The organism is Acinetobacter sp. F16 (assembly GCF_052712855.1).
The window spans coordinates 1-22,961 of the sequence record NZ_JBRATK010000012.1; the positions used below are offsets into that span (position 1 = coordinate 1).

At 41.0% G+C, this 22,961-nt stretch carries 26 protein-coding genes; 8 read left to right on the forward strand and 18 right to left on the reverse strand.

All coding sequences use genetic code 11. The features are described 5' to 3' along the window. Positions 1–321 precede the first annotated feature (321 nt). The 5 genes from ACU0NF_RS08545 to rplM all read right to left on the reverse strand — a co-directional run bounded on the left by ACU0NF_RS08545 (position 322) and on the right by rplM (position 3,263). Positions 322–984 (reverse strand): hypothetical protein, encoded by a 663-nt coding sequence (locus ACU0NF_RS08545; protein ID WP_445660818.1) that lies wholly within the window; start codon positions 982–984, stop codon positions 322–324. A gap of 18 nt (positions 985–1,002) precedes the next feature. Continuing rightward, positions 1,003–1,440 carry a ClpXP protease specificity-enhancing factor gene (locus tag ACU0NF_RS08550; protein ID WP_445660819.1) on the reverse strand — a complete coding sequence of 146 codons (438 nt, stop codon included), beginning with the start codon at positions 1,438–1,440 and terminating at the stop codon, positions 1,003–1,005. An 11-nt stretch (positions 1,441–1,451) separates the two neighbouring features. Continuing rightward, the gene (locus ACU0NF_RS08555; protein WP_445660820.1) at positions 1,452–2,105 is read right to left on the reverse strand and encodes a glutathione S-transferase N-terminal domain-containing protein; all 654 of its coding nucleotides are present in this window, start codon (positions 2,103–2,105) and stop codon (positions 1,452–1,454) included. Between the two features lie 330 nt (positions 2,106–2,435). Next, complete coding sequence (rpsI, locus tag ACU0NF_RS08560; protein ID WP_067864908.1) at positions 2,436–2,822, reverse strand: 30S ribosomal protein S9; 387 nt, start codon at positions 2,820–2,822, stop codon at positions 2,436–2,438. A 12-nt stretch (positions 2,823–2,834) separates the two neighbouring features. Continuing rightward, the gene (gene rplM, locus ACU0NF_RS08565; protein WP_067724808.1) at positions 2,835–3,263 is read right to left on the reverse strand and encodes a 50S ribosomal protein L13; all 429 of its coding nucleotides are present in this window, start codon (positions 3,261–3,263) and stop codon (positions 2,835–2,837) included. Positions 3,264–3,588: 325 nt separating this feature from the next. Between rplM and pdxA the strand changes: the two genes are divergently transcribed. From pdxA to ACU0NF_RS08580, 3 genes are read left to right on the forward strand one after another with little or no spacing between them, the layout of a single operon-like run. Continuing rightward, entirely contained in the window at positions 3,589–4,557 is a 969-nt protein-coding gene (pdxA, locus tag ACU0NF_RS08570) for a 4-hydroxythreonine-4-phosphate dehydrogenase PdxA (protein ID WP_445660821.1), read from the forward strand. 33 nt (positions 4,558–4,590) lie between these two features. Then, positions 4,591–5,403, forward strand: a complete 813-nt coding sequence (gene rsmA, locus ACU0NF_RS08575) for a 16S rRNA (adenine(1518)-N(6)/adenine(1519)-N(6))-dimethyltransferase RsmA (RefSeq protein WP_370984669.1) — start codon at positions 4,591–4,593, stop codon at positions 5,401–5,403. A 15-nt stretch (positions 5,404–5,418) separates the two neighbouring features. Continuing rightward, positions 5,419–6,252 carry a symmetrical bis(5'-nucleosyl)-tetraphosphatase gene (locus ACU0NF_RS08580; protein ID WP_445660874.1) on the forward strand — a complete coding sequence of 278 codons (834 nt, stop codon included), beginning with the start codon at positions 5,419–5,421 and terminating at the stop codon, positions 6,250–6,252. 72 nt (positions 6,253–6,324) lie between these two features. Here ACU0NF_RS08580 and ACU0NF_RS08585 read toward each other — a convergent pair whose 3' ends face one another. The 8 genes from ACU0NF_RS08585 to hflX all read right to left on the reverse strand — a co-directional run bounded on the left by ACU0NF_RS08585 (position 6,325) and on the right by hflX (position 11,723). Beyond that, positions 6,325–6,774 carry a DUF2147 domain-containing protein gene (locus ACU0NF_RS08585; protein WP_131317882.1) on the reverse strand — a complete coding sequence of 150 codons (450 nt, stop codon included), beginning with the start codon at positions 6,772–6,774 and terminating at the stop codon, positions 6,325–6,327. Between the two features lie 165 nt (positions 6,775–6,939). Further along, entirely contained in the window at positions 6,940–7,392 is a 453-nt protein-coding gene (locus ACU0NF_RS08590; protein ID WP_131317880.1) for a DUF2147 domain-containing protein, read from the reverse strand. Between the two features lie 160 nt (positions 7,393–7,552). Further along, positions 7,553–8,002: a DUF2147 domain-containing protein gene (locus tag ACU0NF_RS08595; protein WP_445660822.1), complete on the reverse strand. Its 450-nt coding sequence runs from the start codon at positions 8,000–8,002 to the stop codon at positions 7,553–7,555. Positions 8,003–8,151: 149 nt separating this feature from the next. Further along, positions 8,152–8,598, reverse strand: a complete 447-nt coding sequence (locus ACU0NF_RS08600) for a DUF2147 domain-containing protein (protein WP_445660823.1) — start codon at positions 8,596–8,598, stop codon at positions 8,152–8,154. A gap of 161 nt (positions 8,599–8,759) precedes the next feature. Beyond that, complete coding sequence (locus tag ACU0NF_RS08605) at positions 8,760–9,206, reverse strand: DUF2147 domain-containing protein (RefSeq protein WP_445660824.1); 447 nt, start codon at positions 9,204–9,206, stop codon at positions 8,760–8,762. A gap of 85 nt (positions 9,207–9,291) precedes the next feature. Then, entirely contained in the window at positions 9,292–9,966 is a 675-nt protein-coding gene (locus ACU0NF_RS08610; protein WP_171534408.1) for an LrgB family protein, read from the reverse strand. Between the two features lie 10 nt (positions 9,967–9,976). Continuing rightward, a complete protein-coding gene (locus ACU0NF_RS08615) occupies positions 9,977–10,348 on the reverse strand; it encodes a hypothetical protein (protein WP_131385850.1) in 372 nt (123 codons plus the stop codon). A 43-nt stretch (positions 10,349–10,391) separates the two neighbouring features. After that, entirely contained in the window at positions 10,392–11,723 is a 1,332-nt protein-coding gene (gene hflX, locus ACU0NF_RS08620) for a ribosome rescue GTPase HflX (RefSeq protein ID WP_445660825.1), read from the reverse strand. A gap of 384 nt (positions 11,724–12,107) precedes the next feature. On the opposite strand from hflX, the gene ACU0NF_RS08625 reads away from it, so the two are divergent. Beyond that, positions 12,108–12,917 (forward strand): lysophospholipid acyltransferase family protein, encoded by an 810-nt coding sequence (locus ACU0NF_RS08625; RefSeq protein WP_445660826.1) that lies wholly within the window; start codon positions 12,108–12,110, stop codon positions 12,915–12,917. A 37-nt stretch (positions 12,918–12,954) separates the two neighbouring features. Here ACU0NF_RS08625 and ACU0NF_RS08630 read toward each other — a convergent pair whose 3' ends face one another. Next, positions 12,955–14,589, reverse strand: coding sequence for a phospholipase D family protein (locus tag ACU0NF_RS08630; protein WP_171538672.1), 1,635 nt, complete (start codon positions 14,587–14,589; stop codon positions 12,955–12,957). A 111-nt stretch (positions 14,590–14,700) separates the two neighbouring features. On the opposite strand from ACU0NF_RS08630, the gene ACU0NF_RS08635 reads away from it, so the two are divergent. Together ACU0NF_RS08635 and ACU0NF_RS08640 are read left to right on the forward strand one after the other, a co-directional pair. Then, complete coding sequence (locus ACU0NF_RS08635; RefSeq protein ID WP_171538673.1) at positions 14,701–15,711, forward strand: metallophosphoesterase; 1,011 nt, start codon at positions 14,701–14,703, stop codon at positions 15,709–15,711. Positions 15,712–15,798: 87 nt separating this feature from the next. Continuing rightward, a complete protein-coding gene (locus tag ACU0NF_RS08640) occupies positions 15,799–16,143 on the forward strand; it encodes a hypothetical protein (RefSeq protein WP_445660827.1) in 345 nt (114 codons plus the stop codon). Between the two features lie 56 nt (positions 16,144–16,199). On the opposite strand, the gene ACU0NF_RS08645 is transcribed toward ACU0NF_RS08640, so the two are convergent. Both ACU0NF_RS08645 and trhA read right to left on the reverse strand, forming a co-directional pair. Beyond that, entirely contained in the window at positions 16,200–17,516 is a 1,317-nt protein-coding gene (locus ACU0NF_RS08645; RefSeq protein WP_131385841.1) for an MFS transporter, read from the reverse strand. 144 nt (positions 17,517–17,660) lie between these two features. After that, positions 17,661–18,302: a PAQR family membrane homeostasis protein TrhA gene (trhA, locus tag ACU0NF_RS08650; protein ID WP_445660828.1), complete on the reverse strand. Its 642-nt coding sequence runs from the start codon at positions 18,300–18,302 to the stop codon at positions 17,661–17,663. Positions 18,303–18,404: 102 nt separating this feature from the next. Here trhA and ACU0NF_RS08655 point away from each other — a divergent pair, with 102 nt between their 5' ends. Both ACU0NF_RS08655 and ACU0NF_RS08660 read left to right on the forward strand, forming a co-directional pair. After that, a complete protein-coding gene (locus ACU0NF_RS08655; RefSeq protein WP_445660829.1) occupies positions 18,405–19,631 on the forward strand; it encodes a class I SAM-dependent methyltransferase in 1,227 nt (408 codons plus the stop codon). Positions 19,632–19,698: 67 nt separating this feature from the next. After that, on the forward strand, positions 19,699–20,130 hold the full coding sequence (locus tag ACU0NF_RS08660; RefSeq protein WP_445660830.1) for a GNAT family N-acetyltransferase: 432 nt from the start codon (positions 19,699–19,701) through the stop codon (positions 20,128–20,130). Positions 20,131–20,205: 75 nt separating this feature from the next. Here ACU0NF_RS08660 and ACU0NF_RS08665 read toward each other — a convergent pair whose 3' ends face one another. Then, on the reverse strand, positions 20,206–20,526 hold the full coding sequence (locus ACU0NF_RS08665) for a hypothetical protein (protein ID WP_445660831.1): 321 nt from the start codon (positions 20,524–20,526) through the stop codon (positions 20,206–20,208). A 288-nt stretch (positions 20,527–20,814) separates the two neighbouring features. Further along, on the reverse strand, positions 20,815–22,950 hold the full coding sequence (locus ACU0NF_RS08670; RefSeq protein ID WP_445660832.1) for a 3-hydroxyacyl-CoA dehydrogenase NAD-binding domain-containing protein: 2,136 nt from the start codon (positions 22,948–22,950) through the stop codon (positions 20,815–20,817). Positions 22,951–22,961 lie beyond the last annotated feature (11 nt).

Here is a 22,961-nt window from a genome sequence, read left to right on the forward strand (position 1 = left end):
GTGTGGGGTTACCCATGTGAGAGTAAGTCATCGCCAGCTCATTATTCCTGAAAATCCCCCTCCGCATACGCCGAGGGGGATTTTTTTATGCGCGGAATAAATAAAAAAAAGCAGACTTGAAACAAAGCAAAAGCAGAAAAGAAAGGTTCCCGAAACCAGCGAAGAAGATCAGCAGCAGCCTGAATTCCGGTTTTTATTTCATACCTTCATGATAAATAAAATTAAATTTCCTGTGCTCTAGGTAAAAAGGGATTAATAATGGCTTAAATAAAAAAATCGCCTTTTAGGTGATTTTTATCTTTAACTAGAATTTTAAATATTTTAGTTAAACATTTGAGTTGCAGCAGAATATAAAACCCAGAGAATAATAATCGCAACTACAGGTTCTAAAATTTTTGACCATCCTGGAACTGTAGTATTTACTACCGCTACAGCATTGTGCTGATCTTCACTAGCATCAGTATGTTGTTGACTCACCATTTGATTAAACTCCTTCATTGTTGAGTCTAATGATATCTCTTCTTGCATAATTGGTTTAGAGCCTTTTAACTCTAACAGGTCGTTTGTTGACCAAACCCAATCACGAGCTTGACCTGAAAGATGTTCAATTTGTCCTAAAAGTAATTCACGTAATCCTCGGACTTCCAGATTGCCAATGTCATTGAGTTGCTTTAGCTCTGCCAGCTGTAAGCGCAATATCTCTGTGACTGCTGGCTCTAATTCATGTTTAGCTAATGTGGATTGGTTTTTTGAAGAAGTGGTTAGATGACGTGCAACCTCTTGAATAAAGAGTTCATCGGGTGAGGAAATTTCCTGATAAACTTTTTTGTCATTAGAGCGCCAAAGTGTAATCAACTTACCCAATACAAGCGCATTTATTTCTAACAAATGCTCTTTTCTGTCTTCTCTAGAGTGTTGCGCGAGAAGCTGAGGCTTTTGACTATTAATCTGCTCAGCAAAATATTGTACTAAATCAAAAGCCATCAATTTACTCCATATTTTTTAGTCTAATAACCGTAGGCTCGGTTTTTTCTTAGTCTTGGGTTGTTCGGTTTCTTCTGAAAGTGTTGTTGATTTTAAAGTATCTTCAGGGATTTGGATATCTTCATATTCATTTGGATCAAAGAATAAGCCTTGACCATTTTCACGTGCATAAATGCCTATCACTGCATTTAAGGGTACATATATATCACGTGATACGCCACCAAAGCGAGCAGAGAAGGTAATGGTCTCATTGCTCATATTTAATTTATGTACCGCATGAGGGGCTATATTTAAAACAATTTGCCCATCTTGAATAAATTGTTCTGGAACCATGGTATTGGGTTGTGTGGCATCAACAAGTAAATGTGGGGTAAGGTTGTTGTCACAAATCCATTCATAAATTGCACGAGCAAGATATGGGCGGGTGGGAGTGAGGTTTAATTCCTGATCAGACATTGAAAGATACTCTATTGATTCACTAAAATTTCACGATATTTATTTTTTTCCTGCATGGTCATCGACTTGGTAAAAGCAGGACGGCTAAATATCCGTTGGCAATATAATAAAATGGGACGACAATGTTGTTTAGGGAGTTCAATTCCCATTGAATGTAACCGTAGAAAGATTGGCGCTAACATGCAATCTAAAATTGTAAAATTTTCTGACATGAAATATGGAAAATGCTGAAATAATGGAGTTAGTGAGATCAATATGTCACGCAGTTGTTTTTGCGCTTTTGCTTTCTCTTTTACATTTAAGCTATCTGAGTGACGCAACATGACATCTGCAAGTTTTAGCCAGTCTTGTTCAAATCGCCAAATATACTGGCGTTGTTCCGAACGCGGCATAGGTGCATCAGCATATAACTTGTTTTGACGATAACGATCATCTAGATATTCGGAAATAATGCTGGTATTGAATAGTTTAAGTTCATTTTCAATCAGCATCGGGACTTGATTGTATGGATTTAAGCTGGCGAGATCTTCATCGTCCTCATCCACAATAATAAGATGGTATTTAATTTGCTTCTCGGCAAGGACATAACGGATCCAGTGTGAACGAAAGTCATCTGCATGGCTATAGAGTGTAATTCCTTGAACAGGTGCGGTTTCGACGGACATAATCCCAAACAAAGCAAAAATGAATAGAATAGGATACTAAAATTCAACCTAAAAAGCACGAAGCATAAAAGATGAATCGATTGAAGACGATGTAAATTATAAGAAAATAACTGAAGGATAAGAGAATATGATAATTAAACTGGGTTTAATGCTGCTTTTTATTTTAATTGGTGTTGCCAACTACTATCTGAGTAAGTCTTTCTGGTGTCATGAGGGAGTATGGGGCAAAGATGTGCATGAACAATAGAAAAATAAATGTTAGTTATAAAATTACAGTACATAAAAAAGCCTTGGATAAACCAAGGCTTTTTGTCCGATTCGGTAAACGAATTAACGTTTAGAGAATTGAGGACGTTTACGAGCTTTACGTAAACCAAGTTTCTTACGTTCAACTTCACGAGCATCACGAGTAACGAAACCAGCTTGACGAAGAGCAGGTTTTAAAGTTTCGTCAGAAGCGATCAATGCACGAGTAATACCGTGACGGATAGCGCCTGCTTGACCACCAATACCACCACCAGCAACAGTGATGTAAAGGTCATATTTTTCAGTAACTTCTAAAAGCTCAAGTGGTTGACGAACAACCATACGAGCAGTTTCACGACCGAAATATTGTTCGATAGAACGGTTGTTAATTACGAGTTTGCCTGTACCAGCTGACAAGAAAACACGTGCAGTTGCGGTCTTACGGCGACCTGTACCATAATTAGTAGCCATGTGCTGTATCCCTTAGATGTCCAAAACTTGTGGCTGTTGAGCTGTATGTGGATGCTCAGTACCAGCGTACACTTTCATTTTTTTGATCATTGCATAACCAAGAGGACCTTTTGGTAACATACCTTTAACAGCTTTTTCTAAAACTGCTTCAGGTTTGTGAGCGATTAACTTCTCGAAGTTAGTCTCACGGATACCACCAGGGAAACCAGTATGGCGATAGTATTTCTTATCGTGAGCTTTTTTACCAGTCACAGTAATTTCTTCAGCATTGATTACAACGATATAATCGCCAGTGTCAACGTGAGGAGTATAAGAAGTTTTATGCTTACCGCGTAAACGACGAGCGATTTCAGTCGCAAGGCGACCTAAAGTTTTGCCAGAAGCATCAACAACATACCAGTCATGTTGAACTTCAGCTGGCTTAGCGCTGAGAGTTTTCATTAAACCACTACCTATTATAGTTGGTTTGGACTATGGAATCTGTCCAAACAAAAGGAGACGCGATTCTAAACGAATACGTGAAGAATCACAAATGAAAATGTAGAATTTCAAGCGCTATATTTTATAGGTAAAACCGGTAATGTGCAAAGAATAATCATAACTATTTTTATATTTTTCACAGAATGAATGGAACTGTGTATTTTCCCAGTGCATGATGAAGAACCGATCCGTATTTTCTGTTAGAAAATAGAGCTTAGGGAAAAACTTGTTTATCTAACCTGTATATAATAATGCTATTCGAGCGCAGGTTAGATGAGACGAAAATATGCTTCCTTTATATGTAACCAGTGGTGAACCAGCAGGAATTGGTCCAGACATTTGTTTAAGTTTGGCAATGCGTATTGATGAACGTCCTATTGTGGTTTTGGCTGATCTGAATCTGTTAAAAAAACGTGCTGAAACCCTAAATCAAATCATCGAACTGATTGAGTATCAAGGACAGTCAGAATCTTCAGCACAAGGTCAGTTATATGTTGAGCATATTCCACTCAATACTGATGTTGTACTGGGTGAGTTGAATGCGGAAAATGCTGCTTATGTGTTAGAACAACTGCGTCGTTCCGCTGATTATGCCATGCAGGGTAAAAGTGTGGGCGTTGCCACAGCACCGGTACAAAAATCGATTATTAATGATGCCGGCATTCACTTTAGTGGCCACACCGAATATTACCAGGAATTTGCTGATGTTGAACGTGTGGTAATGATGCTCGCAACCAAAACCTTACGTGTGGCACTGGTGACCACACATCTCGCTTTACGTGACGTTCCAGATGCCATTACCCCACAGCGTCTGCACCAGGTGATTGATATTCTGACTCATGACTTAAAAACCAAGTTTAAGATTGAGCATCCGCATATTTTGGTCTGTGGCTTAAACCCGCATGCAGGTGAGGGCGGGTATTTGGGCATGGAAGAAATTGAAGTGATTAATCCGGTGCTTGAAAGCTATCGAGCACAAGGCATCAATATGAGCTTGAGCCTTCCAGCCGATACCTTGTTCACGCCTGAAAATTTAAAAGATGCAGATGCCGTTCTGGCGATGTATCACGATCAAGGCTTACCTGTGTTAAAATCTCAAGGATTTGGTGAAGCCATCAATATTACTTTGGGCTTACCTTTCATTCGAACTTCTGTCGATCATGGCACAGCACTCTCCCTTGCCGGTACCGGACTTGCGAAAAGTTCCAGCCTGCACGTTGCTGTCGATTTAGCCCTCGATTTGGCGCGCCACTGATTATTGTTCATCACTCACGTTGGAAATGTTTTTATGTATCAAATTAATGCCTTAAACCCAAAAGAAGAAGGGCATCAGGCTCGAAAACGATTTGGTCAAAACTTTTTACATGACCAGCGTGTCATTGCCAAAATTGTACGCTCAGTCAATCCGCGTCCAGGTCAGAACATTCTCGAAATTGGACCGGGTTTAGCCGCGTTGACTTCACCATTGATTGGCGAATGTGATGCCTTAACCGTGCTTGAGCTGGATCGTGATTTGGCAGCAGGTCTACCGGGTCGTGTACCGCATCCTGAACGTTTAACCATTATTGAAGCCGACGCATTGAGATATGATTATTCTCAATTGTTTCAGGAAGACCGTCCATTACGTGTGGTTGGGAACTTGCCTTATAATATTTCAACTCCACTGTTATTCCATCTCTTGGAGTTTGGTGACAAAGTGCAAGACATGCACTTCATGCTGCAAAAAGAAGTGGTAGACCGCATTACCGCGGCACCAAATACCAAAGAATATGGCCGTTTGTCGGTGATGATTCAGTATTACTGTAAACCGACGTTTTTATTTGAAGTGCCACCCGGATCTTTTAATCCGCCACCTAAAGTAACCTCTGCGGTATTCCGTTTAGAGCCTTACGCGGTAAAACCGATTATTGCTAAAAATGAAAAAGCCTTGGCGCGTCTGGTTTCACATGTCTTTACTCAGCGTCGTAAAACACTGCGTAACAGCTTGAAAGGTATGTTGGTGGAAGATGCTTTCGAGAAAACCGGTATTGATCCGATGGCACGTCCAGAAACTCTAAGCATGGCTCAATTTGTTGCTTTGTCAGATCAAATGGTGGCTTAAGTGGCACGTTCCGATATTCGATACAACTATGTTATTGGTGATGTTCAAGGCTGTTTTGAAGCCTTAAAAGCATTGCTAAAAGAAATTAGGTTTGACCCCGATCAGGATTTCATCTGGTTTGCGGGTGATCTGGTTGCTCGTGGTGAAAATTCGATTGGCGCCCTACGTTTTGTTAAAAAGCTGGTCGATCGCGATGTCGCAGCAACGGTATTAGGCAATCATGACCTGACCCTTTTAGCCTGTGCACGCGGTTTAAAAGAGTTAAAAGACAAAGATAATACCCGTGATGTGATTGATGCGATTGACAGTGATGATTTAATTGACTGGTTACGCAAACAACCCTTGTGTCTTTTTCCGAATGATCAAACTATTTTGACGCATGCAGGTATTCCATGCATTTGGTCGGCAGAGCAAACAGCGGCCTTGGCTAAAGAAATTGAAGCGATCATTAGTCACGAAGATTTTGCCGTGGTCGATGCTTTCTTGGCTGATATGTACGGCAAAGAACCTGATCTTTGGTCAGATGATCTGGAGGGGAATGCACGCTTACGTTGTATTACCAACTATTTAACCCGTATGCGTTTAACCAGCAGTGAAGGCCGTTTGGAGTTTAGCTTTAAAGATACACTTGATGATCCTATGCCTCAGGGTTTTAGACCGTGGTTTGAGTTTGAATCAGAAGCTGCGAAAACCCATCAACTGATTTTTGGACACTGGGCGGCATTACAGGGTAAAACCATTAATCCTCAGATTCAAAATGTCGATGGTGGCTGTGTCTGGGGTAAACAGTTGATTGCCTATCGCCTGGAAGATAAAGAAATATTTAAAGTCGATAATCCAGTGATGTAATATTTGAATGATTTATAAAATAAAAAAGCCACATAATGTGGCTTTTTTTACGGGTATTTGTTGAGTTGCAATTTACTCAAGTCTAATCCAGGTTTGACTACGTCCCAAGGTTGAAACACCCATATAGGCTCTCAAGGTTAGACGTTTACCTGTAGCATTCAGCTTGATTTTTGCGTCATAAACTTTGCCTGCAAGCGGATCAATCACACGCCCTTTTTCATAGTTATTTGTTCCTGATACATGCTTTAAGCCTTTAATGATTTCCATACCCAGAATTGGATCGTTGGTATAAGGCGCAGGGCAGTTATTACATGTATCACGAGGCGTATAGCCAGGACGAGGCGTAACTTTAACAATTTTACCTGTGTAGGTCTGATTGGCTTCTTTATGAATTTTGATGATCGCTTTGGCCGCACCTGATTTATCATCAATTTGCTGCCAAACTCCAGAAATATCCTCAGCAAAAACATTGCCACTAAAAAACAGGCTCGCTACAGTTGCAAGCAATATATTCTTTTGCATATAAAACCTTTGCATAATTCATGATTTTTATCAATTCGGTATATTAGGCGGTTTATGCGATTAGTCAATATTCTGGAGAGTATGCGAAAAATAAAATCATTTTATTGACGAATGTAAAAAAGCCACATCACTGTGGCTTTTTATTGAGCTTAAATACTGGATTGGTTAATCTGCACGAAGCCAGGTTTGGCTGCGTCCTAGTGCGGAGATCCCGACATAACCACGTAAGGTTAAGCGTTTGCCATTGGCACTGAGTTTGACTTTAGCATCATAGACTTTGCCTGCAAGCGGATCAATCACACGGCCTTTTTCATAGTTGTTGGTCCCTTCAACATGCTTTAAGCCAGTGAGGACATCCATGCCTAAAATTGCTTTGTTGGTATAAGGTGCCGGGCAGTTGTTGCATAACTTTTGAGGTGTATAACCTGGACGAGGTGTAACTTTAATAATTTTACCCGCATAGGTATTATTGGCTTCTTGGCGAATTTCAATCAGCGCTTTAGGTGAACCGGTTTTATCGTCAATTTGTTGCCAAGTCCCCGACAGATCTTGTGCCAATACATTTCCACTGAAAAGTAAGCCAACGAAAGTAGTAGCAAGTAAAATATTGTTTTTCATATCAATTCCTTCGACTGTGGAGAGTAATTTTTTTATCCATAAGACCATATTATGAGCGTTTAAGAATTAGTCAATATATAGAGTCATAAAAAATCGAAATAATGTGAAATATTTAAATAATAATGAATGAAAAGCCACATAATGCGGCTTTTTTTCAGGATTAATCACTTTTAATCCAGGTTTGAGTGCGGCCCAAGGCAGAAATCCCCACATAACCGCGTAATATAAAACGTTTACCGTTGGCGGAAACTCGTCCTTTCAAGCCATATATTTTTCCTGTTAAAGGATCCAGTACCCGGCCGTTGGCATAATTATTTCCATTGACATGTTGTAAACCTTTAAACACTTCTAAGCCCAATATCGGTTGATCTGTGTAGGGAGGTGGGCAACGGAAACATGTTGCTCGGGGTGTATAACCCGGGCGCGGGGTGACTTTGATAATTTTTCCGGAATAAGATCCATTGTTTTGTTTCTCAATTTCAATCAGTGCCTTAGGCGAACCTGTTTTATCATCAATTTGGATCCAGGTACCGGCGATCTCCTGAGCAAAAATCGAAAAACTGCTGATGAGTGCTACAAAAAATGTAGTCGCGATTGCTATTTTTTTCATAAAATTTCCTTATTTATATAAGTTCACGATCCTGTTAACTTATTTTAAGCTGGAGGAGCGATACGAAATTAAGCAATCTTTTGGGATAAAAATTTAAGCGCTTATTCGTACCACATTAACCATCTATGCTGAATTGTAATGAGCATAATTTAATCTTGTTTAATCCATGTTTGGCTACGGCCAAGTGCAGAAATGCCTACATAACCACGTAGCGTGAGACGTTTACCATTAGCGCTCAATTTCGCTTTGCCGCTGTAAATTCTACCGGTGAGTGGGTCAAGAACTTTGGCATTTATAAAGTGGTTATCATCGGCAGCTTTCAAGCCGGTTAAAATATCTAAGCCTAAGATGGGCTTATTGGTATAAGGTGCGGGACAGTTTACACAGGTCTCCTTTGGGGTATATCCCGGGCGCGGGGTTACTTTGATAATTTTTGCTGTATAAGTACCATTACTTTCTTGGCGCATTTCTAAAATTGCTTTTGATGAGCCTGTTTTATCGTCAATGGTTTTCCAGGTTCCGCTAATATCATCTGCTAACACATTCCCACTAAAAATTGCACTAGCAAAAACCGCACATAATAGATTCTTCTTCATATCAATTCCTGTGAATGTGGAAAATATTTTTATTATCTATATAAAGATATAATGATCGTTTAAAGATCAGTCAACCTATTAGTTCATGAAAATGAAAAATAATGTGAATGATTTAAATAATAGTGAAGAATAAAGCTACATAGTGCGACTTTTTGTCATATTTAGTCGTTTCTAATCCAGGTCTGGCTACGGCCCAAAGCTGAAACTCCGACATAACCACGCAGGGTTAAGCGCTTACCATTCGGGCTTAATTTCGCTTTCATACTGTAGATGTGACCACTCAGGGGATCAATAATTTTGCCGTGAGTAAAATTGGATCCTGCTGCTGGTTTTAAACCTTTTAGAACATCCATGCCCAAAATAGGTTTGTCTGTATAAGGCGCTGGGCAATTTACACAGGTTTCTTTGGCTGTGTAGCCTGGACGAGGAGTGACTTTTACAATTTTTGCGGTATAAGTGCCGTTGGTTTCTTGACGAATCTCCAGAATCGCTTTTGAAGAACCGGTTTTATCATCAATATTTTTCCAGCTTCCTGAAATGTCTTCCGCAAAAACAGCACTACTGCTGGCAGATAGAAGTAGCGCTGCTAAAATTTTGAAATTTCTCATCAAAAAACCTTTCGATAACTTTATGAACGGTTTTTATCATAAGGTCAAATTTTGGCTATATAAATGTATATTAATGAAGTCCCAGTCACATCTTTTGCAAATAGAGTATAAAAGTTGGCAACCAGATCGCAGTGAAGACGGCATTTACTGCCATGCCAAAAGCCGCATAACGGCCTGCTACACTGCCTCGTTGCCATGCTTGTGCAGTTCCAATGGCATGTGCGGCCAAGCCTAATGCCAGACCAGAGGCTCTTTCATCGTTAATATGACGCAAGATAAAGGGCGAAAAAGCAGCGCCAATTACGCCTGATAAAATGACAATTAAAATGACCAAGGTCAGTGGGGCATGTAACAGTGTGGCGATATTAATGGCAATTGGCGTTGTTACCGCCCGGGTTGCAAATGCCATAATGCTAGCGTCAGACATATGTAGTAAATAGGCAAGTCCCATCGGTAAAGCCACCGCACTAATACTGGCAAAAACTAAAATGCCGACAATAGCCTTGAGGGGTAAGTCATCATAACGCATGGCTGCAAGCGGAATGGCCAAGGCAACGGTGACATAGCCAAGCAAATGATTAAACAGCGGATTGACCTGTGTCATATAAGATTCGTAAGGAATCCCAAACACAAACAGCAAGCCAATAATGAAAAACATGCCGATGACAATGACAGGAACTTGTGGAAGCTTTTTATTTAAAGGTTTGGCAATCAGGTAAGCGAACAGGGTCAATATAAAACCGTAGAGTACTGCTAACATCATATTTCCCCTATAACCAGCGCTTGGCCATTTTTGCGTAAACCCATAATGGAATCAGGGTACTGATAACCATCACCCCAAGAAAAACAGGAATTTCCTTTCCCATGTGCACCAACATAATCAGTGAACCGGCGCTGATCGGTAAAAAAGCAAAGGCACTTTCTTTCATGATTTTGTTGTTGGTATCGACTAAACGCGCAGGTAATTTGTGGACATTTCTCCAAATAGACAAGCTAATCAACAAGCTAATCAAGCCGACCAAATTACCCAGTTCAGGATGATTAAATTGTGTCATTAACCATACTGCTCCCTCACGGAAGCAGATGATCAAGGCCAGCGTCCCAATCCATGCTGGCCAGTCGATTGTTTTTATCCAGTCCATTTTTACCAAACTTTAAAATTATACTTATCACGTTTTAACCGATTTATCTTTTGATTTCAAATTCCTCAAGCGGTTTTTTAAATTGGATGGCTTTTTTTCCCAGAATTTCATCAATCGGTAAATGGGCCTGTTTAATCAGTTGCTCCAGTTTTTGTGGGGCAATAATCACGTGTAAATGCAGGTTACCTTCATCATCATGATGTTCAGTCTGAATGACATTTAGGGCATACAGTTGAGTGCGCAATTTTCCATATTCAGGTTTTAACACCAGCTCAAAACTTTGCAACTGTCCCATCAAGCATTCCTGAACGGCTTGGCGTAACAAGTCCAAACCTTGATTGGCATACGCAGAGACATAGACACGATCGGGCAAATGCGGTTTGGCATACACAATTTTGGCATCTTCACCGCTAAGATCAATTTTGTTATAAACGCGCAGTACTGGGACATCGACACCAATTTCTTTTAACACGGATTCTACGGCTTCAATTTGTTCCAGCATATCTGGGCTGCTGGAATCGATGACATGCAGCAGCAAGGTCGCCTCAGCCGTTTCCTCAAGTGTAGCTTTAAAGGATTCGACCAAGGCATGGGCCAAGTTACGGACAAAACCCACGGTATCGGCCAGAACCAAGGCACCAATCCCATCCCAATTTAAACGGCGTAAAGTTGGGTCGAGTGTTGCAAACAGTTGGTCTGCCGCATAAACATCAGAGCGCGCCAATAGGTTAAATAATGTCGATTTCCCCGCGTTGGTATAACCGACAAGGGATACCGTTGGAATAGCCGCTTTCTGGCGTGCAGAACGACCTTGCATACGGGTTTGACGAACTTTTTCTAGTTTGTCTTTTAATTGTCCAATGCGTAAACGGAGTAAACGACGATCCGTTTCCAGTTGTGTTTCACCCGGTCCGCGTAAACCGATCCCGCCTTTTTGACTATCTAAACTGATACCGCTCCCGACCAGTCGTGAAGACAAATAATCTAATTGTGCCAATTCAACTTGAAGTTTACCTTCATGCGTACGGGCACGTTGGGCAAAAATGTCGAGAATCAGCCGTGTACGGTCAATCACGCGGCATTGAATGACGCGTTCTAAATTACGTTCTTGGGAAGGACTCAGGGTCTGATCAAAAATGACCAAATCTATTGCTAATTCTTTGACTTGCTCCGCTATTTCTTCTGCTTTACCTGAGCCAATAAACAGTTTTGGGTCAGGCTTGATACGTTGAGCGGTAATATGTTCTACAATTTCAGCACCCGCTGATTGGGCCAATAAGCGAAATTCTTCTGCATCAAGGTCATCTAAAATTTGTACAGAGACACTTACTAATAGGGCACGTTCGCCACCTTGATGTCGCTCAATATATTCCACTAAATGCTATCTCAACTACGTTAAAACTTCATTCTAGTAGAAAATAAGCACGGATAGTGAAAAATGCAGCATGCTTACTCAACTAAGCCAACAAAACATTGAATAAATCAAAATATCTTGCCTAAATCGACGATTTATTATTTCTAAATTAATATTAAGATACTGATAATATTTATTATTTTATGATCAATTGGCATGGTAAATGATACCGGTCTATTCGTATAATTTTTGTTTTAAATCAATGCTGGGTGTTTATGAGTTTTCATCACTCAATTCAAAAAAGCAAAGTTCGGTTTTTATGATCAATGCAAGATCAAAATGAACAGTATAGAATGACAGAAAATAAATGATGAATACTGTGTCTGGTAAATTAGTGATTAATCTATGACTCAACCCTCTGTAACTGAAAGTTCGCCGTTAAATAGTATGCCTAAATTTTTCTTATATAGTAAAAAGTTATTGGCGGTTGTCGCTGCGATTGCACAAGGATTTTATCTGGTTTTTCGACACCGTTTATATAAAGACCCGAATAATCCGTGTAATACACGTTATGTACAGCATTTTTGCCGTAAGTTATGCGAAGTTTTTAATCTTGAAATTCAGATACATGGTGTGATTCCGCGTGAGCCGGCGCTGTGGGTGAGCAATCACATTTCCTGGCTTGACGTTGCCGTTTTGGGTTCTGGTGCGCGGGTATTCTTTTTAGCCAAAGCAGAAATTGAACAATGGCCGTTACTTGGCAAACTGGCCAAGGGCGGTGGAACACTGTTTATTAAACGCGGATCTGGCGATTCGGTTAAAATTAAACAGCAAATTACCGAATTTTTAAAACAGGATATTCCAGTATTGTTTTTCCCTGAAGCGACCACTTCAGATGGCTCAAGAATTAAAAAAATCTATGGACGGATTCTAGGTGCAGCCATTGAAGCCAATCATCCTGTGCAAATATGCTTAATTTGTTATGTGAATCAACACGGACAACTGGATCTGGTGGCGCCGTTTATTAACGATATAAGCTTTGCCGACCACGTCAAAAAGGTCTTGGAAATGCCTAAAGTGAAAGCGCATTTAATGGCCTTGCCGGCAATATCTCCTGAAGGGCATACGGTCGAAACGCTGACTCAGGAAGTTCAAGATAGAATGACTGAAGGCTTGGCACGGTTACATCAAAAAGTGATTAAAAGCCCAACTTGAACGGGCAGAAAAAACCAATGCCAGATAAAGTGAAGGCTTACATAAAGCCTTCGAGTGGCAACCACGAAATCACCTTAACACCTGCTTTTTGCCACCATTTCATTTTCGGTTCTTTGTGATAAGTTTTGATGCTGCCATCATGACGTTTAATTTTCCAGTTGATTTTATTGTTGGCATCTAGAACTAGTTTGTAGGCATATTTAGATAAATTTTGATCCATGGTTTGGTGCACGGATTTGGCTAAATTCGGGCTGTCCAGCAATACGCCAATTTCCGTATTTAAGTAGGCAGAACGCGGATCGAAATTGAAAGAACCAATGAAAACCTGCTTTTGATCAATCGCCATCAGTTTGGCATGCAGACTGGAACGGCTTAAACCCTTTAAACTGACCTTGGCCTTTTCTGCCAGTTCATCGGTATTGGCATTCAAGTTTTCAGTTTCCGGCGCAGACAGAAACTCATATAACTCGACATCATTGTTTAATAAATTTTTTCGATATTTGCCATAAAAAGCATGCACTAAAAACACATCATTGGCTGTGAAAGAGTTGGTGAGCACGCGCACATGGATATTATTTTGAGCCAATTCACTCAGCATTTTTTCGCCCTTTTTTTCAGGGACGAAATAAGCTGAAATAATATCAACGCTCTGTTCCGGTTTTTCTAAACGATTCAGCAGCTGAAAATTCAGATGTTGTTCTTTTTTGGCTTTTGCCCTGATTTTACTCGGTGAATCATTCACGATTTCAGCTTTGACCCAGTCAAACTGGATACTGCTATTTAGCCATTTTTCAAAGGCGTGTGAACGGTTCGCTAAATCCAGATAGTTCTGAACGGTAATGGTTTGTGAATGTTGTTCCAGTTGCTGTTTTAGACTGTCGAAACGCAAGGAATAATGCCGAGGATTGACAATCTTTTTGACTGGAAATGCATAATCATCGTTCCAGTATTCATCAAAAGAATGAATGATTTCATCGGATGCAGAGCCGACCAGCATCACATCGACATCAGAAAACTGATAACTGTCGCTGACGTTATAGTATTGGTTACTCATATTGCGACCACCGATTAAAGCAATCTGGTTGTCTGCAATAAAGCTTTTGTTATGCATACGGCGGTTAATGCGTTTTAAATCCAGTACCATGTCCATGGCACGGTAATGCCGAAAACGATAAGGGTTATAGAGTCTGACATCAATATTTTTATGCTGATCGAGTGCCAGATAAATGCCTTCCATTTTCTTGGCGTTGTTGTCATCCATCAGTAAGCGGACTTTTACACCGCGGTCGGCTGCTTTAATGATGGAATGTAAAGCCAGTGAGCCAATTTTATCGTTGTCCCAGATGTAATATTGTAAATCTAAAGTTTTTTCTGCTTTATCAATAAGATGTACGCGTGCCGCTATAGCTTCTAGCGGATCATATAAAACATGATAACCGGTAAGATCGGGGTTTTGTTCTCTGAGCGGTAAAATGATTTGAGCCAATGAGGTTTGTTTGGTTTCGGTATCGAACGCATATTCAATCGGTTGCGGTGTTTGCTTGGGCAGGGTGGTACATGCGGGAATCCCTACAATCAGGCTACAACTCAACAATACTGCAGATTTATAAGTCGAAAAGTTACGCAATTTACCAGTATCGAGTTGAGTTGTGGGAGGGGAAGATTGCGCCATAAGTTATAAACAATACCAAAATTGGGTTTGAGTATAATTGCCAGCTGTGAAAAGATAAATATTAGAATAGATGAATGATGTCATATCTTCGTTATTGCTAGAGAAATTATTATGTGGGATACAGACTCGGTCGTGTTTTATTTTTATATCATTTTTTTTGTGCTTGGATGTTGGGGTGTGGCACAAGCATGGCTCAGTCAAACGCGTACGGAAACCATTCATCCGTTTAAAGCTTTTGTCCATTTACTGGCATTTTATTTATCTTATTTACTGCTTCCTTTATTTTTCTTTAGCCTGTATGCCGGTTGGAGTGGCTATTACACTATTCACCAGGCTGTATTTATCTTCTTGCTCAGTAGCGTGCTCATTTATGCACGCTTTATTGAACCGCATCATGTCTGTGTTAAAACCCTGCAATATCAGTTGAATCCCGAACAGAAAATGCAGCGTCCGGTCAAACTGGTCTTGATTGCTGATTTACATATCGGGCTATTTTCTGGGCATGAACGTCAACTGAAAATTATTGTCGAGAAGATCAATCAGCAGCAACCGGATCTGGTGGTCGTGGCCGGGGACTGGACCTATGAACCCGAAAACACACTTGCCGATGAACTGGCCATTTTAAAACAGATTAATGCACCGGTTTATTCGGTCAATGGTAATCATGATGAACAATATCCTGGTCCTCCAATTCAGCAATTATTAAGACATGCCTTAAAGGTCAACAATGTGATTGATATTGAAGGGCAGATGGTGGAATTTGATGAATTTCGTTTATTGGGGGTAGGTGATTTATGGGCAGGTAAAACCGATATGCGCTATATGCCTGACTTGCCTCAAGATAAGCCTTGGGTCATTTTGTCGCATAATCCTGATACGGTGGATATGGTGCCAAAATTGCCCACACATCCATTAATGCTGTCTGGACATACCCATGGTGGGCAAGTTGAACTGCCTTGGTTAACCAATTACATCATGAAAAAAGTCTCTATACTGGGACATAAGAAAGGTTTATATCAGCATGAAAATGCGGATGTGTTTGTTACGGTTGGAACAGGAATGGTCGGTGTACCGTTTCGTTTTCGGGTACCGCCAACGATTGATGTCATTGAGCTGATTTAAATATTAAAGATTGATTGCCGGAACAATTTTTGACATACCCTAAAACAAGATTGATTTATAACAATGAGAATAAAACAGGAGAAGAGTATGTCTTTTTCAGAAGAGGTCGGTCAGTTTTTTGCTTTAACGGCGGCTCAATCGGCACAGCTTGAAGCCGGCTTGATTGCTTTAGAGCAGGCTTTTCAGCAAGCCGAAAACGATGTGGTCAATACGCCTGCGTTTGCCAGCAGATTTTACCAAAAGTTTCAGCAGCTGATTAGGGCATTTGCGATTGATGAAAATCATGTGGAAGCTTTTCTGGAGCATTTATATGCAACGGAAAGATACCGTCAACTGGTGACTTACATTATTCCAAGTTATTACAATGCCGGTGGCGATCGCAAGGTGTTTGAAGAGCTGTATCAGGAAATGTTAAGCGATGAACAGATCTGAAAAAACAGCATAAAAAAACCAGCGTCATCACGCTGGTTTTTTTATTTTTGATGAAATTAAACTTGGTTGTTTACGTCATCATTTTTTGTTTCACGAATAGCCAGGAAAGCCAGAAGTGACAGGATAGATGCAGCGGTTAAGTAATAACCCACAGCATATAAGCCATATGTAGTTGCAAGCTTTGTTGCAATTAAGGGTGCAAAAGATGCCCCTAAAATACCTGCCAGGTTAAAGGTTAATGCAGAACCTGTATAACGAACTGAAGTTGGGAACATTTCAGAAAGTACTGTACCGATTGGACCATACGTTAAACCCATGATCGCTAAACCAATACACAAGAATAAGAACACAACAATGGTACTGCCAGATTCAAGCATGTTGGCGAACACTAAACCAAACAATGCTGAAACAATGCATACGCCAATTGAAGTTGCCTTACGACCAAATTTCTCGGCAAAAACTGCAGAGAGTGGAATAAATGCTGCAAAACACAAAGTGGCAACCAGTTGTAATTGAAGGAATTCAGCGCGTGTATAACCGAGCTTAGTCGTACCCCAGTTCAATGCAAATACTGTGGTCAAGTAGAACACCACGAAGGTACATACGGCAGCAATCGTGCCCAGAATCAGCATGCCCCAGTGTTTGGTCATGACTTCTTTAAATGGAACGTTAACTTCTTTTTGCTTGTCCAAAACTTTTTGGAATGCAGGTGTTTCATGCAGTTTTAAACGAATCCAGAGGCCTACAATGACCAGTACAGAACTTGCAAGAAACGGAATACGCCAGCCCCATTGCATAAAGTCTGCTTCAGACATGAATGCACCCAGAGTAAGGAACGAACCTGTAGCCAAGATAAAGCCGATGGGTGCACCAAGTTGCGGGAACATGCCATACCAGGCACGTTTGCCTTCAGGTGCATTTTCAGTGGCAAGAAGAACCGCACCACTCCATTCGCCGCCAAGACCCAGCCCTTGTCCTAAACGACAAAGTGCAAGCAATAATGGGGCAACAATGCCAATCTGTGCATAGGTTGGAAGCAAGCCAATACACACGGTTGAAATACCCATGGTGAGCAATGCAGCAACCAGTGTGGCCTTTCGACCAATACGGTCACCCAGATGTCCGAAGAAAGCAGCACCAATTGGACGGGCAATAAAGGCAATAGCAAAGGTTGCTAAAGACTGAATGGTCGCAGTCGTTGGATCTGTACTTGCAGGGAAGAACAAATGAGGAAAAATAAGAACTGCCGCTGTTGCGTAAATATAAAAATCGAAGAATTCGATTGTTGTACCAACAAGACTCGCAGTGAGTACGCGGAATTTTGAGTTTGTAGCTACTTCTTCCGAAGCAGGAATAGAATTTGATGACGCCATGAGAAACCTTACACTTACTAAAAATAAAAAAGATTAGTTTTAAAAGCGTAATCTTTTTAAAAAAGGCGTAATTTCTTAAAAAAATACGAAATACCGGCTCATGTCCACGGATTTAGGGTTACTAAAAAATGTAGAAGTAGAGGGTTATATCACGTAAAGACAGATCGCTAAGAAATGTGATCCAGCGCCAATCAATACAAAAACATGCCAGATAGCATGCGTATATCTTACTCTTTTTAAGGCATAAAACAATGCACCAATTGTATAAGCAACTCCGCCAATGATCAGATAGGTTAATGCTTGATCGCTTAAAAAGCGTTGCATATCATCCATTACCAGCAATGCCAGCCATCCCATAACCAGATAGGCAATGAGTGAGATTTTCTGGAAACGATGAATGAAAACTAACTTGAATAGTGTACCAATGCCAGCAATGACCCACAGTGCAATTAACAGGTACTGCGCTTTTGCCGTTGGAAGTGCGATAGACAAGAAGGGGGTATAGGTTCCAGCAATCAGATAATAAATTGCGGTGTGATCCAGTTTTTTGTACCAGCCGCGACGTTGTGGCGATTCGGCATAGTGATATAAGCTTGAAGCGGCAAAAAGTAAAATCAGGCTTAATGCATAAACACATAGGCCAATAAACTGTCCTAGCGGTAAATAGCTGCCTTTCACCAGCATAAAAATACTGGCAATAGCTGCTAGAATTGCGCCAAGTGCATGACTAATCGCATTTATTTTTTCTTCATGTGGATCGTAGCTCTGCAAGTTAGATGTGCTCATCGCTTATTTTCTGTAATTAAAAATACACTTGTATAGTAATGAAGTTTTACCTTTAAAGTAAGAAGTTTTACACTGAGCACTTAATTTACTCGAGTGATCTGTATGTCTCAATTGGCTTCTCCTTCTATTCAGGAACAACAATTCTTAGATGCTTTTCAGCAAGCCATTGAAACACAAAGTTTTGATCGAATGATTCTTAGCCAGTATAAAGGCGAACTTGAAAATCTGGAGAAAATGACCTTGCGAGTCATTTCACTGCAAGGGCAGTCTGTTTTAAGTTGCCTGTATCGTTATAAGACTCAGGATGTCACCAAGAACTATCCTTTAGCAGAAGCCAGCCAGCTGGTTCAAGATTTATTGGCTCAATGTAAACAAGCCAATCTGTTGACCACTGAAGAAGAGCTGCAGCTCAAAAAGAACAAGAAAAAAGCCATGCTGACGGTGAGTAAAAATAAATCTGCAGCAAAGGTACAAAACATAGAAAATCAGCAAGGGCATGACCGCACCAAACATCGCTATGTCGATCAAGACAGTTATTTTTTACAGCCTTTAGGCATTACTGATGCGAAAGCACAAATTATTCCCAGCATGGCACGTAAATGGAAACAGATTAATAAATTTGTAGAAATTTTCTCGGGTGCTTTGGATCAAATTACACAGCAAGATCATGCTTTGCGTGTGGTCGATTTTGGTTCGGGTAAGGGTTATCTCACTTTTGCCTTATATGATTATCTGGAAAAGCAGGGTCAAACGCCCTTTGTCACTGGTGTGGAGCTAAATCCGAAAATGGTGGAGTTTTGCCAGCAGGTCGCTAAAGAGTCCCAATTTGCTCAACTGGATTTTTTCCAGGGTGATGTACGCACCTATCAACCTGAACACCTGGATGTGATGATCGCTTTGCATGCCTGTGATGTGGCGACCGACTTTGCCATTCACACCGGTATTCGTCTAAACGCCCAAATGATTATGTGCGCGCCGTGTTGCCATAAAGAATTGCGTCCACAGCTCAAAAGTCCGGAAGTGCTGAAACCAATGTTGCAATTTGGCATTCATTTGGGTCAACAGGCAGAAATGCTCACCGATACCATTCGCGCTTTATTGCTTAAAGCCTATGGCTATGAAACCAAAGTATTCGAGTTTGTGGCTTTGGAACATACCAGTAAAAATAAAATGATCTTGGCGACCAAACGTAAAGATTATCAACAGCCCGATCAGGCAGTATTGGCTCAGATTCACGCTCTAAAAGAGATGTATGGTATTCAAAAGCATTCCCTTGAATTGTTGCTCAACAACCAGTGGGATCAGCAGAATATTGGCTGCAAGTGCTAATTTGATATCAGTTTAAAATGGATGAAGCAGTCGCAATGCTGCTTTTATTTTAGGAAGATAATTTTTGATGAGCCAATTTACCATACGCACAGGTCGTTGGGATGAACTGCAAAATGATGCAAAACTGATTCGTGAGCAGGTGTTTATTCAGGAACAGCAGATCCCGGTTGAAGATGAATGGGATGCTGAAGATGCCATATCCGTGCATTTCGTGGTTTACGATCAAGATCAGCCGATTGCAACAGCACGATTATTACAAAATAACAGCGTTGGGCGTGTGGCAGTGTTGAAATCGCATCGCGGCGCAGGCATTGGAAAATTGCTGATGCAACAGATTATTCAGCAAGCCAAACATCAACAGCGCGAATTTTTAAAATTGTCTTCACAAGTACATGCCATTCAGTTTTATGCAGGCTTGGGTTTTAATGTTGAAGGGGAGCAATATCTGGATTGCGGTATTCCGCATATTGATATGCGATTGTTATTCACTCGCTCTTAGATATTTAAATCTTCAGTTTCGAAGATAGAAAAAGCCACTATCAAAGTGGCTTTTTTACTTTTATTAATTTAAGAATTAATGACCATGCTCATGTTCAGCTGCTTTTTCAGCTTCTGTCATTGCAGCATGTTGTTCTGCCGACATTTGATGATCTTCCACTGTTGCAGAGTTCGCTTCCTTCTGCTTTTTAGCTTCTGCCAAAGCTTCTTCAGACATTGCCGGTGCATTTTTAAATGCATGCTGCTGGGTATTTTTTTGCTGTTGGCTCGGCATGTAATCTGGTTCGTTGCTTACTGCAAGATAGAAAAACCCCATGAAAAAAGCACCTAAAATACAAGCAATAATCAAGGCTTTCCAACCCCAAGGGGATTTTTCAGGAGAAGAATTGTCAGTCATGAGAAAATACCAAAATGGATAAAAATAAATCGGAATCTATGTAACTTTATAACACAGAATAGAATGAAAGCCGACTCATAAGTGATTAAACCATTCATTTAAATAAGGGATTAAAATTAATGCTAAGAGATGGATCTTTATTTGAATGAAATCAAAGTTTATATCGGTGTTAGGCAAGGAATTAAAGATGGATCGGTATTTTTAATGCTCAAAAAGAACCCTTAATGCATGAACGCCCTGATCTTCAATAAAAAGCAAGGGCGTTCATGGTTTATCGCACAAATGTAATTATGAAATTTTCTCGCCAGAGTGCACTTTATCTTTCAGCAACTGGGGTGCCTTAAAACGCTCACCATATTTGGCCTCAAGTGTGTTGGCACGGATCAATGCTTTTTCCAGACCATATTGATTCAGATACTGTATTGCGCCACCGGTCCATGGCGCAAAACCAATCCCAAAGATCGAACCGACATTGGCATCCACAACCGACTCCAACACGCCTTCTTCAAAGCAGCGCAAAGTATCTAACGCCTGAACAAACAGCAAACGGTCAATCATTTCCTGTTCGGAAATATCCACGTCTTTTTTCCAGTGGCTTAAACCCGCCCATAAATGTTTTTTACCTCCTTCCGGGTATTCATAGAAACCTGCGCCAGCAGCTTTACCTTTACGGTTAAATTGATGAATCATGCCTTCAATCACATCATCTGCAGTCGAACGTGGCAGATCTTTGCCTTCAGCTTGCAGAGCTTGACGCGTTTCATTCGCGACATGTTCAGACAAGGTTAAGGATACTTCATCCTGAATGGCAAGTGGACCAACAGGCATACCGGCTTTGAGTGCCGCCATTTCAATCTGGGCAGGATGAACCCCTTCAGCAAGCAGTCGTAAACCTTCTTGCACAAAAGTTCCAAAGACACGACTGGTGAAGAAGCCACGGCTGTCATTCACCACAATTGGGGTTTTATCAATTTGTTGTACGAAGTCAAAAGCTTTAGCCAAAGTTTCAGCTGAGGTGTTTTCCCCCTTGATGATTTCCACCAATTGCATTTTGTCGACTGGGCTAAAGAAATGCAGACCAATGAAATGGCTCTCATCTTTAGAAGCTTTCGCGAGTCCTGTAATCGGTAAGGTAGACGTATTCGATGCAAAAATGCCATTACCCGATAAATAGCTTTCAGCTTCCTGGGTGACTTTGGCTTTCAGTTCCGGATTTTCAAACACCGCTTCAATGATCAAATCACAGCCTTGCAAATCTTCTGCAGAAGCGGTTGCAGTAATCAGTGCTAAAACTTGATCGCGTTTTTCAGTGCTTAAACGGCCTTGAGCAACTTTTTTATCCAGCAGCTTTTGGCTGTAGGCTTTGCCTTTTTCAGCAGCCTCGAGAGATACATCTTTTAGCATGACTTGTATGCCTTTCGATGCAGTGACATAAGCAATCCCAACACCCATCATGCCTGCACCTAAAATACCGACTTTAGTGGCTTTCCATTTGGCAATGTCTTTTGGGCGACTGGCACCTGATTTAATCGCGTTCAGACCATGCCAGAACGTGCCAATCATATTTTTGGAAATCTGACCGGTCGCAAGGTAGGTGAAATAACGCGATTCAATGGTCAGTGCAGTATCGACATCGACCTGTGCACCTTCAACGGCTGCTGCCATAATCGCTTCAGGGGCAGGGTAGCAACCTTTGGTTTTATCACGCAGCATGGCGGGTGCAATCGCAAGCACTTGAGCAACAGCAGGGGTTTTGGGGTCGCCACCTGGAATTTTGTAGCCTTTCACATCAAACGGTTGTTGTGAGATTGGATGGGCTTTGACCCAGGCAATGGCTTTGTCTAAAAGTTCTTGTTCAGTTTCCACAATATCGTGAATTAAGCCCAAAGATTTGGCTTTATCGACAGAAAATTGTTTGCCTTCCATCAACAGTGGAAAGGCATTTTGCAAACCGAGTAGTCGTACAGTACGCACGATCCCGCCACCGCCCGGCAGTAAACCTAAAGTCACTTCAGGTAAGCCAAACTTGGCTTTCGGGTCATTCAGTGCAATACGATGGTGACAACACAAAGCCAGTTCCCAGCCACCGCCAAGCGCTGTGCCATTGAGTGCAGCAACCACCGGAATACCACGTGTTTCGATATAACGCAGTTTGGCTTTCATCTCTTCAATCATGTTGAAGAATGCTGTGGCATGCTCCGGCTCTGCTTGAATCAGTTCATCCAGATCACCACCGGCAAAAAAGGTTTTTTTCGCTGAACGGAAAATAATCCCTGAAATTTCTGCATCTGCCTGTAGTCTGGAAACAGTATCTTCCAGTGCAACACGGAAATCTGCGTTCATGGTGTTGGCAGATTGGTTGGGAGAATCTAAGGTTAAAATGACGATATTGTCCGCATTTTTTTCATATTGAATTGCGCTCATTGTTATTCTCC

Coding starts and splice junctions, on each gene's coding strand:
- ACU0NF_RS08545 (WP_445660818.1), bottom strand. CDS start 984: ATGGCTTTTGATTTAGTACAATATTTTGCTGAGCAGATTAATAGTCAA.
- ACU0NF_RS08550 (WP_445660819.1), bottom strand. CDS start 1,440: ATGTCTGATCAGGAATTAAACCTCACTCCCACCCGCCCATATCTTGCT.
- ACU0NF_RS08555 (WP_445660820.1), bottom strand. CDS start 2,105: ATGTCCGTCGAAACCGCACCTGTTCAAGGAATTACACTCTATAGCCAT.
- rpsI (WP_067864908.1), bottom strand. CDS start 2,822: ATGGCTACTAATTATGGTACAGGTCGCCGTAAGACCGCAACTGCACGT.
- rplM (WP_067724808.1), bottom strand. CDS start 3,263: ATGAAAACTCTCAGCGCTAAGCCAGCTGAAGTTCAACATGACTGGTAT.
- pdxA (WP_445660821.1), top strand. CDS start 3,589: ATGCTTCCTTTATATGTAACCAGTGGTGAACCAGCAGGAATTGGTCCA.
- rsmA (WP_370984669.1), top strand. CDS start 4,591: ATGTATCAAATTAATGCCTTAAACCCAAAAGAAGAAGGGCATCAGGCT.
- ACU0NF_RS08585 (WP_131317882.1), bottom strand. CDS start 6,774: ATGCAAAAGAATATATTGCTTGCAACTGTAGCGAGCCTGTTTTTTAGT.
- ACU0NF_RS08590 (WP_131317880.1), bottom strand. CDS start 7,392: ATGAAAAACAATATTTTACTTGCTACTACTTTCGTTGGCTTACTTTTC.
- ACU0NF_RS08595 (WP_445660822.1), bottom strand. CDS start 8,002: ATGAAAAAAATAGCAATCGCGACTACATTTTTTGTAGCACTCATCAGC.
- ACU0NF_RS08600 (WP_445660823.1), bottom strand. CDS start 8,598: ATGAAGAAGAATCTATTATGTGCGGTTTTTGCTAGTGCAATTTTTAGT.
- ACU0NF_RS08605 (WP_445660824.1), bottom strand. CDS start 9,206: ATGAGAAATTTCAAAATTTTAGCAGCGCTACTTCTATCTGCCAGCAGT.
- ACU0NF_RS08610 (WP_171534408.1), bottom strand. CDS start 9,966: ATGTTAGCAGTACTCTACGGTTTTATATTGACCCTGTTCGCTTACCTG.
- ACU0NF_RS08615 (WP_131385850.1), bottom strand. CDS start 10,348: ATGGACTGGATAAAAACAATCGACTGGCCAGCATGGATTGGGACGCTG.
- ACU0NF_RS08625 (WP_445660826.1), top strand. CDS start 12,108: ATGACTCAACCCTCTGTAACTGAAAGTTCGCCGTTAAATAGTATGCCT.
- ACU0NF_RS08630 (WP_171538672.1), bottom strand. CDS start 14,589: ATGGCGCAATCTTCCCCTCCCACAACTCAACTCGATACTGGTAAATTG.
- ACU0NF_RS08635 (WP_171538673.1), top strand. CDS start 14,701: ATGTGGGATACAGACTCGGTCGTGTTTTATTTTTATATCATTTTTTTT.
- ACU0NF_RS08640 (WP_445660827.1), top strand. CDS start 15,799: ATGTCTTTTTCAGAAGAGGTCGGTCAGTTTTTTGCTTTAACGGCGGCT.
- ACU0NF_RS08645 (WP_131385841.1), bottom strand. CDS start 17,516: ATGGCGTCATCAAATTCTATTCCTGCTTCGGAAGAAGTAGCTACAAAC.
- trhA (WP_445660828.1), bottom strand. CDS start 18,302: ATGAGCACATCTAACTTGCAGAGCTACGATCCACATGAAGAAAAAATA.
- ACU0NF_RS08655 (WP_445660829.1), top strand. CDS start 18,405: ATGTCTCAATTGGCTTCTCCTTCTATTCAGGAACAACAATTCTTAGAT.
- ACU0NF_RS08660 (WP_445660830.1), top strand. CDS start 19,699: ATGAGCCAATTTACCATACGCACAGGTCGTTGGGATGAACTGCAAAAT.
- ACU0NF_RS08665 (WP_445660831.1), bottom strand. CDS start 20,526: ATGACTGACAATTCTTCTCCTGAAAAATCCCCTTGGGGTTGGAAAGCC.
- ACU0NF_RS08670 (WP_445660832.1), bottom strand. CDS start 22,950: ATGAGCGCAATTCAATATGAAAAAAATGCGGACAATATCGTCATTTTA.